The organism is Corynebacterium sp. 1103A, assembly GCF_055700955.1.
This window is the reverse complement of record NZ_JASTTF010000006.1, coordinates 69,765-85,466: the sequence shown is the minus strand read 5'-3', so window position 1 is coordinate 85,466 and position 15,702 is coordinate 69,765. Positions and strand designations below refer to the sequence as shown.

The following is a 15,702-nucleotide window of genomic DNA, read 5'->3' as shown; positions in this document are numbered from 1 at the left end:
TGAGTGTGTGTTGCCTAAGTTGGTGGGTCTGATGGGGGATGCTTTACGGGGTAGGGCGGGTACGGCAAAGCCCCGGCACGGAGCGCAGGTGCGCGGGTGCCGGGGCTGGGTGTTGAGAACTTCGCCGCGGTTGGCGGGTTCTGGTTATGGGTTAGGACTCGACGGAGACCTTGTCGATCTTGACCTCTTCGGCGGGCTTGCCGTCGGGCTGGCCGCCTTCGACGCCCTTCTCGGCGATCTTGTCGAGGGTTTCCTGGCCCTTTTCGGTCAGTTTGCCGAAGTAGGTGTAGTCCGGTGCCAGCTGCGAGTCGGCGTAGTTGACGAAGAACTGGGAGCCGTTGGTGTCCTTGCCGGAGTTAGCCATGGCGATGGAGCCCTTCGGGTAGGTCACGGGCTGGCCGGCCTCAGCGTCCTTCTCGGTCGGGTATTCGTTGGCGAAGCTGAAGCCTGGGCCGCCGGAGCCGGTACCGGTCGGGTCGCCGCACTGCAGGACGTTCAGGCCGCCGGAGGTCATACGGTGGCAGATGCTGCCGTCGTAGTAGCCCTCATCGGCGAGGTGGGTGATGGCGTTGACGGTACAGGGAGCCACGGAGCGCTCGAGCTCCATTTCCATGTCGCCCTGGTTGGTAGCGAAGTTAACCTTAACGGTGCCCTTGGTGGAGATGTCGTCGCCGTTCGGGACGGTGGCGCCGTTGGAGTCCTGGCCCTCCGTGGCCGGGTACTCACAGGTAACGGTCTCCGGGAGTGCCTCGGCGCGCTTGCCAGTCAGGGCAACGGCCTCCGGCTGCTCTTCGGACTCGGTGGTCTCAGTAGTGTTCTGGTCCTCCGCGGTAATTTCCTCGTCGGAGCTATCGCGCGAAGCCATGAACCAGACGCCGCCCACGAGGGCGACGATGGCGAGCAGGGCGATCAAAGCCACGCCCACGGGGCGGGTTTTGGTCTTGCGCTCGCGGGACTTGAGCTCACGGTTGAGGTTGGCCAAGGCCTCCTCGCTGCGCTTCTTGTTATCAGGCACTGTAGTTTTCCTCGTTACACAGTAGGCAGAATGAACACGTCTTCCGGTCCGGGACGTTTTGGGCGCGGCCCGAACCAACTGGCACACAATCCTATCGCGTCGCCTGGTTTAAGTGGGTGATTAGGCCGGGGACTGTGTGGCTTAAGCAGGGCCGTGGCAGGCATAGGGGAGTGTGGGTATCCTCGGGGCCATGGCAAACGTTAACTTTGATGGAAATGCAACGACGACCACCGGTGAGCTGCCCGCAGAAGGCGAGCAGATTCCGGACTTCACCCTGGTCGGTACCGATCTGAAGGAAATTACCGCGCAGGACTTTGCCGGCAAGCGCCTGGTTATCTCCATATTCCCGTCGCTGGATACCGACGTCTGCGCGGCCCAGCTGCGTAACTTCAACGAGAAGGCCGCCGGCCTGGACAACACCGTGGTGCTGTCCGTCTCCCGCGACCTGCCCTTCGCACAGGCACGTTTCTGCTCCACCGAGGGCATCGACAACGTCGTCAGCGGCTCCGACTTCCGTACCGACTTCGGCGAGAAGTTCGGCGTCACCCTGGACGGCTCCCCGCTCAAGGGCTTGCTGTCGCGCTCCGTGGTCGTCACCGACGCCGACCACAAGGTCGTCTACACCGAGCTGGTGGACGAAATCACCACCGAGCCCGACTACGACGCCGCCCTGGCTGCCCTGAAGTAGTCCGCGCTCGCACGTTCTGCCGCCGCCCCGCTTTATGTGTGGGACGGCGGCTTTTCTTATTGCGGTCCGCGAGGTTGTTTGTGGTTGAGTCGCGGCGGCTGGCACGGGAGGACAGCGCGCGGGCGTGGTCGCTGCGGGGCCGAGTCACTATTCTGGGAGTTATGCAGTATTACGGTTTCACCGCGGGTCCCTACAAGACGAATTGCTACTTGGTCACGCACGAGGACAAGGCTTTCGTCATCGACCCCGGTATGCACGCCCTAGAACGCGTGGAAGGATTGCTCAACGAACACCAGGTCACCCTGGAGGCGGTGGTCCTAACCCACGGGCACATCGACCACACGCGCAACGCCGGGGACCTGGCCCAAAAGTACAACTGCCCGGTCTATATCCACGCGGAAGACGAGTTCATGCTGGAAGACGGATCGGGTGTTTCCGAAGAATCCAAGGTGCTCTTCGACGCCGCGCACATGGTCCCGATTACCGAGGTGCGCCACCTTCGCGACGGGGAAGACCTCGAGCTGATCGGCCTGAAATTTGCCATCCACCACGCGCCGGGGCATTCGCCGGGTAGCGTCCTGCTGGTCAACGAGGACGTGGCGTTTACCGGCGACGTGCTCTTCCGTGGCTCCATCGGCCGCACGGACCTGCCGCATTCGGATCCGGCGGCCATGGACGCCTCCCTGCGCGGGCCGGTGTGGAGCCTGGCCGATAACCTGGCGGTCCTGCCGGGTCACGGGATGACCTCCACCATGCGGCAGGAGCGGGGGGCCAATCCCTTTTTGCTCAAGGTCGGACGGGTAATGTAGATAAGCGTGAGTGACAAGAAGAAGCAGTTTAAGCCCCTGTCCGCCCCGAAGGGGGTGCCGGACTACCTGCCGCCGGAGTCCGCCACCTTCTACAAGGTCCGCCAGACCATGGTCGAGCAGGCCCATCTGGCCGGTTTCCAGCACATTGAGCTGCCCGTCTTCGAAGACACCTCCCTGTTCGCTCGCGGCGTGGGCGAGTCGACCGATGTGGTCTCCAAGGAGATGTACACGTTTGCCGATCGCGGCGACCGCTCTGTGACCCTGCGCCCGGAGGGCACCGCCGGCGTGATGCGCTCGGTGATCCAGCACAACCTGGACCGCGGCCAGCTGCCGGTCAAGTTGAACTACTACGGCCCCTTCTTCCGCTACGAGCGCCCGCAGGCCGGACGCTACCGCCAGCTGCAACAGGTCGGCGTTGAAGCCATCGGTGTGGACGACCCGGCCCTGGACGCCGAGGTCATCGCCCTGGCAGACCGCTCCTACCGCGCGCTGGGGCTCAGCGGCTTTCGGCTGGAACTGACCAGCCTGGGCGATCGCACTTGCCGCCCGCAATACCGCGACAAGCTGCAGGAATTCCTCTTCAAGCTGGATCTGGACGAAGAGACCCGCCACCGCGCGCAGATCAACCCGCTGCGTGTGTTGGACGACAAGCGCCCGGAGATCCAGGAAGCCACCGCGGATGCGCCGCTCATTCTGGACTACCTGAGCAACGAGTGCCGCGAGCACTTCGAGACCGTCACGGGCTTGCTCGAGGACATGGAGGTCCCGTACACCATCAACCCGCGGATGGTGCGCGGTCTCGACTACTACACCAAAACCACCTTCGAGTTCGTTCACGACGGCCTGGGCGCCCAGTCCGGCATCGGTGGCGGCGGCCGCTACGACGGGCTGATGGCCCAGCTGGGCGGCCAGGACCTCTCCGGTATCGGCTACGGCCTGGGCGTGGACCGTGCGGTGCTGGCACTCGGGGCCGAAGGTCTTACCCTCGAGGGCACTGAGCGCCGCGTCGACGTCTACGGCGTAGCGCTGGGGGCTGACGCCAAGCAGAAGATGGCGCGGCTGATCAACGATCTGCGGGCCCGCGGAATTTCCGCCGACATGGCCTACGGTGACCGCGGCCTGAAGGGCGCTATGAAGGGCGCGGACCGCGCCGGTGCCCGCCTGGCCTTGGTGCTGGGTGAGAACGAGCTCGCCGCAGGCACGGTGGCGGTCAAGGACCTGGCTGCCCACGAGCAGCAGGAGATCTCGCTGGACCAGGTCGTCGAGACCATCGCTAGTCGGGCTTAATCCCGACCCGGATGCCGGCGAGGTAGATGCGGATCATCGCATTGTCGAGCTCGTTTTCTACCTCGCCCAAACTCACCTCGCGGGGGCGCTGAAGCGCCAATAGTCCGACGGTGAATTCTAGGTGCGTGACCCCGGGGCCAACTTGCCCCAGGGCGCGCGCCTTTTCTATGAAGCGGGCACCGTTATCCATCAGCTCGTTTTGTAGGACTTTTTGCTCGGGGGGAAGGGATTCCAGGTTGGCCGGTAGGAAGCTGGGGATGAGGACGCCCAGGCCCAGGGAAAGGAACTCGCGGGCATAGGCGCACACGGTCTCCCCGGCGTTTTCGGGGTCAGTATCCAAGCGCTCGAGGAGCATGTTCTGGGTATCGATGAAGCGCTGGGCATAAGCGCTCACGCATTCGTCGATGAGCGCCTGCCGATCGGGGAAGTTGCGGTAGAGCGTGGCGATTCCGACGCCGGCGTGCGCGGCGATCTTCTCCAGGCTGACGTTGTTTCCGTGCGCGCGGAACAGCTCGAGGGCTGCGGTGACTATGGCTTGGCGGCGGCGGGCGGCATCGGCGCGCATGAAGCTTCCTTTCGCGGATCAGTCAACTTTAGCGGCAGCGGGGGTTAAGTATATTTACGTTAACTGATAGTACATCCTCCGCTTTAGGTTTAACCATTTTCGCAGGGTGCTTTTTAATTTGGAGTAACCGCCACCATGACACAAGCTTACCTGTGCAGGACCGAAAACCCGGTGCTGAGCACCGGCTTTGCGGTACCGGACTTCCACCTTGTCGAAGGCCTCAACCTGCTGCACGTCAGCCGGAAGGCCTCCGCCACCGTGCTAGGCCTGACCCTTGCCGGTCGGATGAAGAAGAAAGACGGTGAGGTGCGCTGGACCCCGGCGCTAGCCGGGCAGCGTGAGGAGGGCAGCGCGCACGCCGCCGGGGCAGAGCTTCCCACTCGCATGCTGTTTTCCGACATCGCCTATGCCGGAACCCCGGAAATCGATGGCCTGGAGCGCCTCGTGCCAGTGCGGGCCGTGGTGCGCGAGCAGCTGGCATGGACCAGCCCGTGGTACCGGCTCACGCCCCGCAAGATTTTGTCCGACGAGCGCGTCCAGGACGCCTTTAACGCGCTGGAAATCGAGCTCGACGAGGAGGCCTGCCGGAGACCCAGCCGGCCTTCCTCCAGTGGTTCCACAACTACGACCCGATGACGTACACGACGAACCTCTTGCGGCAGATGATTTTCCACTACGACGCCGCCGATCCGCGCCTGGAGCAGGCCATCGGGGTCCTAGCAGCAATCTGGGTCATCTTCATGGCCATCGCCGTGGTGGGCGCCTGGCGCGGGCGCCACATCGCCATGAAGGACCTGCACCCGGAGGTGGCCGTCTAGGCAAGCCGGGGTGGCAACGCCCCGGGGGTAGGACACTAGGCAGCTAGCACTCGACCTGGGTGACGGAAAAGCCCATGGTCTTGGCCAGGCCGCCGAGGGAGGTCTCCTTGTACTTGGAGAGCATGTCCCGGCCGGTTTCCGCCATGGTCTGCACGGCGTTGTCCAGGGAGACGTGGTGCGTGCCCTCGCACAGCATGGCCATGCGGGCGGCGTTGATGCACTTGACCGCGCCGATGGCGTTGCGCTCGATGCAGGGGATCTGCACCAGGCCGCCGACCGGGTCGCAGGTCAGTCCGAGGTTGTGTTCTAAGGCGATCTCCGCGGCGTTTTCGATCTGGCGGGCGTTGCCGCCCAGCAGCTCGCACATACCGGCCGCGGCCATGGCGGAGGCGGAGCCGACCTCGCCCTGGCAGCCGACCTCGGCGCCGGAGATGGAGGCGTTTTCCTTGATGATGGTGCCGATAGCCCCTGAGGTCAGCAGGTAGCGGCGGGCGTCCTCGCGGGTGAAGTTGCCCATGAAGTCGCGCGCGTAGTGCAGCACGGCGGGGATGATCCCGCAGGCGCCGTTGGTGGGCGCGGTGATGACGCGTCCGCCGGCGGCGTTTTGCTCGTTGACGGCCAAGGCGTAGAGGTTGGTCCACTCCATAGCGGAGAAGCCGCAGGACGGATCCTCCTGCTTGTCCAGCAAGGTCTGGTAGACCTGCGGGGCGCGCCGGGGCACGCGCAGCCCACCCGGCAGGGTGCCCTTGGTGGAAATACCCTCGGTCACGCACTCGCGCATGGTGTCCCAGACGGTGTCCAGGTGACGCAGGACGTGGTCCGCGCCGCCGGAGCTGCGGTGGAGCAGGGTCTCGTTGGCCAGGACGATTTCCCACACCGGCAGGTCGTAGGTCTCGCACAGATCGAGCAGCTCCGCGCCGGAGGTAAACGGGTAAGGGACCTGGTCCTCGACGGCGGCCGCGGCGACACCTGCGGGCACCTCGCAGGAGGCTTCCTTTTCCGCCTCCAGCTCCGCGCGGGAGAGGATGAAGCCGCCGCCCACGGAGAACCATTCCTGACCCGTGGCGATCTCGTTGCCCGCGCCGTCCCAGGCGCTAAAGATGAGGCAGTTCGGGTGCTCCGGCACCGGCTCGTTGTTGAAGCTAATCTCAAACTCGAGGCTGCCCGCAGGCCCCGTGACTGTGCCCTCGGAGGGAATGGGGCTGGACGGGTCCGGCTCGGCGTCCAGCGGCACCGTCAGCGGGGTCCACCCGGCTAGGCCAAGGATGACCGCGCGGTCGGTCGCGTGCCCGCGGCCGGTGGCCGCTAAGGAGCCGCGCAGCTCCGTGTGGACGCGCGCGGGCAGCTGGGGCAGGGAGTCGATGAACGCCTTGGCGGCGCGCATGGGGCCGACGGTGTGGGAGGACGACGGCCCGATCCCGATGGAGAAGACATCAACGACGCTAATTGTCATATTGAGTTCAAGCCACCTTTCTCTGAGCAAACAGACGTGGATTGTAACTTAGGGTAACTTTTGCCACCCAAGTCTACGTGACGAACCCCACATTTGGCGTCTGGCTTACTTCTCTGGGTCCTCCGTGTCCTGCTCGCTAGTCGCGGCGTTCGGGCTGACGTCGACAAACCCGGTGGCGTCGAGCACGCCCTCGCCCGGCTCGAGGGGAGCCCCGGCGCCGGGAACGGTCTCGGTGTCGGAGTTGCCGTCACCGCCGAGGAGCTCGCTCATGGGCGTGAAGTCGTCCTCGTAGTCGATGCCATTGCGGCGGTTCGGTGCCGAACGCGTCACCGCGGGGGAACCGGACAGGCCACCCACCCGGTCGGTCGGCGTGACGATGAGATCGGCGAGCTGCTCGGCGGCCTGGCTTATGCGGTTGGGGCTCAGTCCCCCGTGGCCGGCCTCGCCGCCGGCCGGGGCCGCGCCGTAGTCCTCCGTGGCGCGGTAGATGCCCGTGGGGACCACTACGGCGTGCAGGTAGTTCATCAGGGGCCGCAGGGCGTAGTCAAGGATGAGCGCGTGGCGCGAGGAGCCGCCGGTGGCGGCAATCAGCGTGGGCATGCCGGTGATTGCCTGCGGGTCCAGGGTGTCGAAGAACATCTTGAACAGCCCGGAGTAGCTGCCCTGGAAGACCGGAGTGACCGCGATGAGCGCGCTGGCGGAGCTGAGCAACCGGCGGGCATCGTCCAGCGCCGGGGTCGCCGCGCCCCAGTTGGTCATGGCGTTGGTCAGGTCCTGGGCCAGGTTGCGGACCTCAATGAACTCGATGTTGAGGCCCTCCCCGCGGGCGGTGACGCGGGATTCGGTGGCCGCGGCGAGTTCCTCGCCCAGCTGGCGGGTAGTAGAGGGAGTGGACAAACCGGCGGTCACGACCACGAGGGTGTGCACGGTAAAAACCTCCTTGGGTTGGTATACGGGCCGGGGCCAGGGCGGAGGCTAGCTTTCCTCGCCGGGGTTGACGCGAAAGTGCGGCGAATCCGGGGTGTTGCGCAGGCTGGCGTGGGTCGGCGGATCGGCGGGGACGTGATCCGGGCGGCGCTTTTCGAAGCGGCGGCGCAGCTCCGGCACGACCTGAGTGCCCAGGCGCTCAATCTGGTCCAGGACCACTTCCTGGGGTAGGCCGGCGTGGTCGATGAGGAAGAGCTGGCGCTGGTAGTCGCCCACCCAGTCGGCGAACTGCATGGTGCGCTCGATGACCTGCTCGGCGGTGCCGACGGTCAGTGGGGTCATCTCCGTGAAATCCTCCAGCGACGGGCCGTGGCCGTAGACCGGGGCGTTGTCGAAGTAGGGGCGGAAGAAGTCCTTGGCCTCCTGCTCCGTGTCTGCGATGAAGACCTGGCCGCCCAGGCCCACGATGGCCTGGTCTTCCTGCCCGTGGCCGTACTTGGCGTAGCGGTGGCGGTACATGTTCACCATCTTGGCGGTGTGTTCCTTGTTCCAGAAGATGTTGTTGTGGAAGAAGCCGTCGCCGTAGTAGGCGGCCTGCTCCGCAATCTGTGGCGAGCGAATAGAGCCATGCCACACGAACGGTGGGACCCCATCCAGCGGGGCCGGCGTGGAGGTAAAGGCCTGCAGCGGGGTACGGAACTTGCCTTGCCAGTTGACGGAAGGCTCGCGCCACAGGCGGCGCAGCAGGTGGTAGTTCTCCACGGCCAGCGGGATGCCTTGGCGGATGTCCTTGCCGAACCACGGGTAGACTGGGCCGGTGTTGCCGCGGCCCATCATCAGATCTACGCGCCCGCCGGACAGGTGTTGCAGGAAGGCGTAGTCCTCGGCAATCTTGACCGGGTCGTTGGTGGTGATAAGCGTGGTCGAGGTCGAAAGCTGTAGGCGCTCGGTCTGCGCGGCGATATAGGCTAGGTGCGTCGTGGGTGAGGACGGGACGAACGGTGGGTTGTGGTGCTCGCCGGTGGCGAAGACGTCGAGGCCGACCTCCTCTGCCTTGAGTGCGATCTCCGTCATGTTGCGGATGCGCTCCGCCTCCGTGGGGGTGGTGCCGTTGGTCGGGTCAGCGGTCATGTCGCCAATGGTGAAGATGCCGAATTGTATGGTGGGGATCCTTTCTCGATCAACCATATATGACGTGTCAACAAAATCTCGAGGGGAATTTATTCCCAAGCCACGGCCTCTAGCAAAACCCCCACGTCGGCCTGGGTAATCACGCGGATCGGGCGCTGGGATTTCTCGCCGGTCTCGGTGATAATCAGCGCGAAGGGCAGGGAGCCATCACGCGCCGGGGAGGTCAAGGCGTCGATAGCCGCCTGCGCGCCTACCGTCTTGGGCAGGAATACCGCCCGGTCGGTGTTTTCCGCCCGCTCCAGCACGTCGGCCACCGTGCGGGCATCGATGGTCTGGTTGTCGCCCAAGTCAGCCGCGACCCAGTGCGCGATGGTGTTGGTGGTCAGCAGCTGTAGGAAGGCGCCGGAGTCGTAGACGGGCAACTGCGAAAACCCGTGGGTGCGGATAAGTTCCAACGCCGAGAGCACCGAGTCCGCGGGCGTTACCGTCTCCACTTTCTGGTCGCCTAGCCGCGCCACCGCGCCGGGTGGATCCATCAGCAAATCCCGCAGCCGCTCAATATGCTCGATGACCCGGGGGTTCGGCTCCGCAATAGGCGTGCCGTCGTGGTAGCGGCCGTGGGAGATGGCGTTGCGCAGGCTCGTGTAGTCGTGCAGGGCCTCGGCCTGCTGGGAGTTGAGCAAGTGCTCGTGCCGGGCGGAGTCGATAAGCCGCCGGAAAGAGTCCCCGTCGCCCGCCTGCAGACGGGCTCGAAGGTGTTGCTCGATGTCGTTGAAAGCGGCAATAAAGCGGTGGGCGCCGTGGCCGGACTGCTTGTCAGAAGTCATGGCCCCCAGTGTAGAGGCCGGCCCTGCCTGCGACGGGGAATCGTTCGCGCACAGTAGTTCCAGCGTAGTTCCAGCTGTAGTTGGGGCGGACAGACTTAAGCCCAGGTGCGGTAACCCGCCCGGGGCTTAAATGGGCTAGTTAGCGAAGATGTGGGCTTATTTGTAGGCGCCGCGGCCCAGGGTGTCGCAGGACTTCATGGAGCCGGACTGGTAGCCGGCCAGGAAGGACTCCTGGCGCTGCTCGGAGGTGCCGTGGGTAAAGGAGTCCGGATCGACCTGCCCGCCGGAGCGGGACTGGATGTTGTCGTCGCCAACCGCGCGGGCGGTCTCGATGGCCTCAGCGACCTGCTCCTTGGTGATGGGCTCGAGGAGGGCGTTCTCGCCCTTGTCCGCGTGGGAGGCCCAGATGCCCGCGTAGCAGTCGGCCTGCAGCTCAATCTTGACCGCGTTGGAATCCTCGCCCGGGTCGTCGTAGTTTGACAGGCCGAGGGTGCCTTCCAGGTTCTGGATGTGGTGGCCGAACTCGTGGGCCACGATGTACATCTGCGCCAGCGGGGCGGAGGAGCCGCCGAAGCTCTCCAGCTGCTGGAAGAAGGAGGTGTCGAAATAGGCGGTGTTATCTGCCGGGCAGTAGAACGGGCCGGTGGCGGCAGAGGCCGCGCCGCAGCCCGACTGGGTGGTCTGCTCGAAGACCACGCGCTCCGGCTCGGTGTAGTCAATGCCGGCCTGCTCCGGCAGTACCTCGCTCCACACCCGGTCCAGGGACACGCCGGTGAAGTCCACGCGGCAGTCGTCGTACTTGTTGCCGTCCTCCGGGGTCTGGCAGTGCTCCAACTCGCTGCCGGCCTCCGGCCCGGAACCGGACTGGCTAGCCGGCTCCTCGGAGCCGAGCAGCCCGCCCAGCTGCCCCGGGCTGCCTCCCAGCAACAAGTACAGACCAATGAGGACCACGGTGCCGAGGCCGCCGCCCGCCGCTACGACACCGCCGCGCCCGCCACCGCCGGTACGCGCCCGTTTGCCACTAATGTCACCGCCACTGCGAAAAGTCATAACTTAAGTGTGCCATGTCCGAGCCTTATCTACCTCTTTAACATAAGATCCCGCCGCCGCGGAGGTTCCCTTGCGCCGGCTGAGCCGTGGGTGCGCTGGGAGTTGAAGGAGGGATACTGCCTGGGTGGCCGCGGTTGTGGGGTGGGCTTTGAGCCGTGGCTGTGCCCGGGCCAAACCGTAGGCACTGCTCGCGCCGGGCGGGCACCTACTGCCGGCACGTGGGGGACAAGTCACTACCGCTTGCCGTGGGTGGGTAGACTGAAGGCGTCAACTTCTGCCTCCCGTAGCCGGGCTGGGCGCTGGGGCGCCGTAGGCACTGCGCGATGCGTGCCGCACGGTGGCCGCGGCGCGCCGGGCGCGGATAAAGCGGAAGCTACCGAGGAAGCTATGTGTGAAGGGATTTGAGCAACAGTGCTGCGTACCCATTTGGCGGGCGAGCTCCGCAAGGATATTGCCGGCGAGACAGTAACGCTTACGGGGTGGGTGTCTCGCCGCCGTGACCACGGCGGAGTGATCTTTATTGACCTGCGCGACCGGAGCGGTCTGGCGCAGGTAGTCTTCCGCGAGTCCGAGGTCGCTGAGCGCGCCCACGACCTGCGGTCCGAGTACTGCATCAAGGTTACCGGCGTGGTCGAGGCTCGCCCAGAGGGCTCGGAAAACCCGAACCTGCCGTCCGGCGAGATCGAGGTCAACGTCACCGACCTGGCGGTGCTGAACAAGTCGGCGGCCCTGCCGTTCCAGATCGATGATCCGTCGACCTCCGGCGAGGTGGGTGAGGAAGCGCGCCTGCGCTACCGCTACCTGGACCTGCGCCGCCAGAGCCAGGGCAACGCCCTACGCCTGCGCTCGGCCGCCAACCGCGCGGCCCGTCAGGTGCTGGACTCCCACGACTTCACCGAGATCGAAACCCCGACCCTGACCCGGTCCACCCCGGAGGGCGCGCGCGACTTCCTGGTGCCGGCCCGCCTGAAGCCGGGCTCCTGGTACGCGCTGCCGCAGTCCCCGCAGCTGTTCAAGCAGCTGCTCATGGTCGCCGGCATGGAGCGTTACTACCAGATCGCGCGCTGCTACCGCGACGAAGACTTCCGCGCCGACCGCCAGCCGGAGTTCACCCAGCTGGACGTCGAGATGTCCTTCGTGGACCAGGACGATATCATCGGCCTGGCCGAGGAGATCCTGGTGGCCCTGTGGAAGCTCATCGGCTACGACATCACCACCCCGATCCCGCGCATGACCTACGCGGACGCCATGAAGTACTACGGCTCCGACAAGCCGGACCTGCGCTTCGACATCAAGATCGTGGAGTGTACCGACTTTTTCAAGGACACCACCTTCCGTGTCTTCCAGAACGAATACGTCGGCGCGGTCGTCATGGACGGCGGCGCCTCCCAGCCGCGTCGCCAGTTCGACGCCTGGCAGGACTGGGCCAAGCAGCGCGGCGCTAAGGGCCTGGCCTACATCACCATCGCCGAGGACGGCGCCCTGGGCGGCCCGGTGGCCAAGAACATCACCGACGCCGAGCGCGAAAGCATCGCCCAACACGTCGACGCCAAGCCGGGCGACGCCATTTTCTTCGCCGCCGGCGACACCAAGTCCTCCCGTGCGCTGCTAGGCGCAGCCCGCGGCGAGATCGCCCGCAAGCTGGGTCTTATCAAGGAAGGCGACTGGGCCTTTACCTGGGTCGTCGACGCCCCGCTTTTCGAGCCGGCTGCCGACGCCACCGCCTCCGGCGACGTGGCCCTGGGCCACTCCAAGTGGACCGCCGTGCACCACGCCTTCACCTCGCCGAAGCCGGAGTGGATTGACTCCTTCGACGAGAACCCGGGCGAGGCCACCGCCTACGCCTATGACATCGTCTGCAACGGCAACGAGATCGGCGGCGGCTCCATCCGTATTCACCAGCGCGACGTCCAGGAGCGCGTCTTCGACGTCATGGGCATTGGTGAGGAAGAAGCCCGCGAGAAGTTCGGCTTCCTGCTGGACGCCTTCGCCTTCGGCGCCCCGCCGCACGGCGGCATCGCCTTCGGCTGGGACCGCATTGTCTCCCTGCTGGGTGGCTTCGACTCCATCCGCGACGTCATCGCCTTCCCGAAGTCCGGCGGCGGCGTCGACCCGCTGACGGATGCCCCGGCCCCGATCCCGGCCGCGCAGCGCAAGGAGACCGGCGTGGACTTCAAGCCGGAAAAGAACGCCAAGGCGGATAAGGAATCCAAGCCGAAGTCGCCCGACTCGACGGATAGCTAAGGCGGCACGCCCCGGTCCACGCGGTGCGTGTGCCGGGGCTTACCGCTTACCCAGGAGGAGATTTTAGGTGGAGACTGCACAGCCGGACCAGCAGGCAATTGTCGCCTTTGCGGAGGACTTATTGTCCAACCGATTTGGGGGAACGCAAAAGCTCAGCGACGTTGAAGCCTTGACCGGTTCGGGGCATGCGGTCGTGCTGCGCGCCCGGGTGGCCAATTCCCCGTTCCTCCCGCACCGATCCGTGGTCATCAAGCACAACCCGGCCACCGGTTATGCCGGGGATGACGCCGCCTTCCTCCGGGAGATCGTGGCCTACCAGTTCACCAACTCCTTGGCGGCGGATGTGCGCCCCGGGCCGGTACTGCTGGCACACGACGTGGACAGGCGCACGGTGGTGCTCACCGACTCCGGCAATACGGATACCTTCGCCGAGGCCTTAGAGTCCGCCGACGAGGACGTGCGGCGCACGCTGTTGCGCTCCCTGGGCGCGGAGCTGGGTCAGATGCACGCCGGCACCGCCGACCGCGAGCAGGACTACGACCTGCTGCTGTCGCGGAAGCTGAAAAAGCACCCGGAGTACGCCGAGAACCAGGTCATACGCGACAAGGTGCTCTATGACTCCATCTACCGCGGCGTGACCATCGCCGAGGCCGCCGGGCTGGCGGTGCCCGACGAGGTCAAGGACCTGGCGGACCAGGCGGCCAAATCGCTGCAGTCCGGCCGCTACCGTGCCTTTACCCCCTTCGACCTGTCGCCGGACAACATTATCGTGGCAGACAACATCCACTTTCTGGACTACGAGTGGGCTGGTTTCCGCAACGTCGGCTTCGACGTCGCCTGCGTTATCGCCGGCTTCCCGCAGTTCCTCTTCGCCCAGCCGGTCTCCGACGAGGAGGCAGACGCCTTCATCGAGGCCTGGGCCAGGGAGGTCCACGGCCTGTGGCCGCAGTTCAAGGACGCCGGCCAGATCCAGCATCTAGTCACCGCCTGCCTGGTCGGCTGGGCCTTTTCCAGCCTGACCACCATGTCCGCCGGGGGAGTAGAAGTACTCGCTGCCGTCCTGCGCGGCCACGAGGAAATTCCGGTGGGCCCGGAGGACTCCCTCCTGCGCACCGCGGACCACGGTCCGTTCAACGACGACGAGCTGCTCATCCGCCGCGATCTTTTCGAGACCTTCGAGGCCCTGTCGCGCTTTGCCAACCGCTGCGAGGATGGCGACTGCCAGCCGGCGGCTGAATTTGGTGCGCTGGTAGCACGGCGCCTGAGCGAGCCCGGCCAGCGCTAGGCCGGGGCGGTACGTAACCCCGCGTTGCCGCCCTGGACGTTGATAAAGAAAGTGAGGTGCTAGCCACCGTGGCTCAAGAAGATCTCTTCGGGGGGATTTCCCCGTCCCCGGAAGCCGAGCAGTCCAGTGGCCTGGCCGGACGCGGGCAGCAGATGTTTAGTACCCACGCTGGCTCGCCGCTGGCCGCGCGCATGCGCCCGCGTACCCTGGACGAGGTGGTCGGCCAAAAGCACCTGCTCGACCCGGGCAAGCCCCTGCGGCGGCTGGTCGAGGGCTCTGGGGAGGCCTCCGTCATCCTGTACGGCCCGCCGGGTACGGGCAAAACCACCATCGCCTCGCTCATCGCCAGCGCGATGGGGCAGAACTTCGTGGGCCTGTCCGCGCTGGATTCCGGGGTCAAGCAGGTGCGCGAGGTCATCACCCAGGCCCGTCACGAGGCCGCCCGCGGCGCGCGCACCGTCCTGTTTATCGACGAGGTGCACCGCTTTTCCAAGACGCAGCAGGACGCGCTGCTGGCGGCTGTCGAAAACCGCACCGTGCTGCTGGTCGCCGCGACCACGGAAAACCCGTCCTTCTCCGTGGTCTCCCCGCTGCTGTCGCGCTCGCTGCTGCTGCAGCTCAACCCGCTAGGCGACGAGGATCTTAAGACGCTGGTGGACCGGGCGGTACGCGACGAGCGCGGCCTGGCCGGCCGCATTACCGTGAACGCCGAGGCCCGGGACCAGCTGGTGTTGCTGGCCGGCGGCGACGCCCGCCGCGTGCTGACCTACCTGGAGGCCACGGCGGAGGCCGTGCCCGACGGCGGGGAGCTGGACACCCAGACTATCAAGGACAACGTCAACAAGGCGGTGGTGCGCTACGACCGCGACGGCGACCAGCACTACGACGTCGTCTCCGCCTTCATCAAGTCGATCCGCGGCTCGGACCCAGACGCGGCCCTACACTACCTGGCCCGCATGATCGAGGCGGGGGAGGACCCGCGGTTTATCGCCCGGCGGCTCATCGTGCACGCCTCGGAGGACATCGGCATGGCGGATCCGACCGCGCTGCCGACCGCCGTGGCCGCCGCCCAGGCCGCACAGCTCATCGGCTTGCCGGAGGCGCGGATCCCGCTGGCGCAGGCCACCATCCACTTGGCGACCGCGCCGAAGTCGAACTCGGTGATTGGCGCTATTGATGCCGCCCTGGGCGACGTGCGCGCCGGCAAGTCCGGCTTCGTGCCCGCCCACCTGCGCGACGGCCACTACGCTGGGGCGAAGGATCTGGGCAACGCCGTGGGCTACGTCTACCCGCACGATGATCCGCGGGGCGTGGTGGCCCAGCAGTACCTGCCGGACACCCTGGCCGACGCGGTCTACTACCATCCCACCGATCACGGGGCGGAAAAACGCGTGCGCGGCTTCTTGGGCCGCCTGCGGGACATCGTCCGCGGGCGCGGGCGCGGCTAGCGGGCACTAGCCGGGCCCTATCACGGTACCGGACCGGCACGTGAGCAAGCCGGCGGGGCGGGGCGATTTGAGCGTCCCGAACTTCACCCGCAGCTGCGGGGCGGGTAAAGTTGAGCGCTGTTACTGACGTTAGTCGATAGTCAAAGGAAGTTACC

The 15,702-nt window shown here is 66.0% G+C and carries 15 protein-coding genes; 8 read left to right on the top strand and 7 right to left on the bottom strand.

Going from position 1 to position 15,702, the window contains the following annotated elements; genetic code table 11:
* Positions 1 to 151 precede the first annotated feature (151 nt).
* Positions 152 to 1,015 carry a peptidylprolyl isomerase gene (locus tag QQS52_RS06160; RefSeq protein ID WP_472773050.1) on the bottom strand — a complete coding sequence of 288 codons (864 nt, stop codon included), beginning with the start codon at positions 1,013 to 1,015 and terminating at the stop codon, positions 152 to 154.
* Between the two features lie 190 nt (positions 1,016 to 1,205).
* Here QQS52_RS06160 and tpx point away from each other — a divergent pair, with 190 nt between their 5' ends.
* The 3 genes from tpx to hisS all read left to right on the top strand — a co-directional run bounded on the left by tpx (position 1,206) and on the right by hisS (position 3,799).
* The gene (tpx, locus tag QQS52_RS06155; RefSeq protein ID WP_472773049.1) at positions 1,206 to 1,703 is read left to right on the top strand and encodes a thiol peroxidase; all 498 of its coding nucleotides are present in this window, start codon (positions 1,206 to 1,208) and stop codon (positions 1,701 to 1,703) included.
* A gap of 161 nt (positions 1,704 to 1,864) precedes the next feature.
* The gene (locus QQS52_RS06150) at positions 1,865 to 2,512 is read left to right on the top strand and encodes an MBL fold metallo-hydrolase (protein WP_472773048.1); all 648 of its coding nucleotides are present in this window, start codon (positions 1,865 to 1,867) and stop codon (positions 2,510 to 2,512) included.
* 6 nt (positions 2,513 to 2,518) lie between these two features.
* A complete protein-coding gene (gene hisS / locus QQS52_RS06145; RefSeq protein ID WP_472773047.1) occupies positions 2,519 to 3,799 on the top strand; it encodes a histidine--tRNA ligase in 1,281 nt (426 codons plus the stop codon).
* On the opposite strand, the gene QQS52_RS06140 is transcribed toward hisS, so the two are convergent.
* Entirely contained in the window at positions 3,786 to 4,364 is a 579-nt protein-coding gene (locus QQS52_RS06140) for a TetR/AcrR family transcriptional regulator (RefSeq protein ID WP_472773046.1), read from the bottom strand. The genes hisS and QQS52_RS06140 overlap by 14 nt on opposite strands.
* Positions 4,365 to 4,499: 135 nt before the next feature.
* Between QQS52_RS06140 and QQS52_RS06135 the strand changes: the two genes are divergently transcribed.
* Together QQS52_RS06135 and QQS52_RS06130 are read left to right on the top strand one after the other, a co-directional pair.
* A complete protein-coding gene (locus QQS52_RS06135) occupies positions 4,500 to 5,000 on the top strand; it encodes a hypothetical protein (protein ID WP_472773045.1) in 501 nt (166 codons plus the stop codon).
* Positions 4,997 to 5,182: a hypothetical protein gene (locus tag QQS52_RS06130; protein WP_472773044.1), complete on the top strand. Its 186-nt coding sequence runs from the start codon at positions 4,997 to 4,999 to the stop codon at positions 5,180 to 5,182. The genes QQS52_RS06135 and QQS52_RS06130 overlap by 4 nt, the downstream gene beginning before the upstream one ends.
* A gap of 43 nt (positions 5,183 to 5,225) precedes the next feature.
* Here the strand turns inward: QQS52_RS06130 and QQS52_RS06125 are convergent, their stop codons facing one another.
* From QQS52_RS06125 to ypfJ, 5 genes are all read right to left on the bottom strand, one after another.
* A complete protein-coding gene (locus tag QQS52_RS06125) occupies positions 5,226 to 6,635 on the bottom strand; it encodes an L-serine ammonia-lyase (RefSeq protein ID WP_472773043.1) in 1,410 nt (469 codons plus the stop codon).
* A 105-nt stretch (positions 6,636 to 6,740) separates the two neighbouring features.
* Positions 6,741 to 7,562: an FMN reductase gene (locus QQS52_RS06120; RefSeq protein WP_472773042.1), complete on the bottom strand. Its 822-nt coding sequence runs from the start codon at positions 7,560 to 7,562 to the stop codon at positions 6,741 to 6,743.
* A gap of 48 nt (positions 7,563 to 7,610) precedes the next feature.
* Entirely contained in the window at positions 7,611 to 8,723 is a 1,113-nt protein-coding gene (locus tag QQS52_RS06115; protein WP_472773088.1) for an LLM class flavin-dependent oxidoreductase, read from the bottom strand.
* Positions 8,724 to 8,782: 59 nt separating this feature from the next.
* Complete coding sequence (locus QQS52_RS06110; protein WP_472773041.1) at positions 8,783 to 9,520, bottom strand: CBS domain-containing protein; 738 nt, start codon at positions 9,518 to 9,520, stop codon at positions 8,783 to 8,785.
* 156 nt (positions 9,521 to 9,676) lie between these two features.
* Positions 9,677 to 10,570: a KPN_02809 family neutral zinc metallopeptidase gene (gene ypfJ, locus QQS52_RS06105; RefSeq protein WP_472773040.1), complete on the bottom strand. Its 894-nt coding sequence runs from the start codon at positions 10,568 to 10,570 to the stop codon at positions 9,677 to 9,679.
* A gap of 411 nt (positions 10,571 to 10,981) precedes the next feature.
* Here ypfJ and aspS point away from each other — a divergent pair, with 411 nt between their 5' ends.
* The 3 genes from aspS to QQS52_RS06090 all read left to right on the top strand — a co-directional run bounded on the left by aspS (position 10,982) and on the right by QQS52_RS06090 (position 15,547).
* Positions 10,982 to 12,814, top strand: coding sequence for an aspartate--tRNA ligase (aspS, locus tag QQS52_RS06100; RefSeq protein ID WP_472773039.1), 1,833 nt, complete (start codon positions 10,982 to 10,984; stop codon positions 12,812 to 12,814).
* Between the two features lie 67 nt (positions 12,815 to 12,881).
* Complete coding sequence (locus QQS52_RS06095) at positions 12,882 to 14,099, top strand: phosphotransferase family protein (RefSeq protein WP_472773038.1); 1,218 nt, start codon at positions 12,882 to 12,884, stop codon at positions 14,097 to 14,099.
* A 68-nt stretch (positions 14,100 to 14,167) separates the two neighbouring features.
* Positions 14,168 to 15,547 (top strand): replication-associated recombination protein A, encoded by a 1,380-nt coding sequence (locus tag QQS52_RS06090; protein WP_472773037.1) that lies wholly within the window; start codon positions 14,168 to 14,170, stop codon positions 15,545 to 15,547.
* The last annotated feature ends 155 nt before the right edge of the window (positions 15,548 to 15,702 follow it).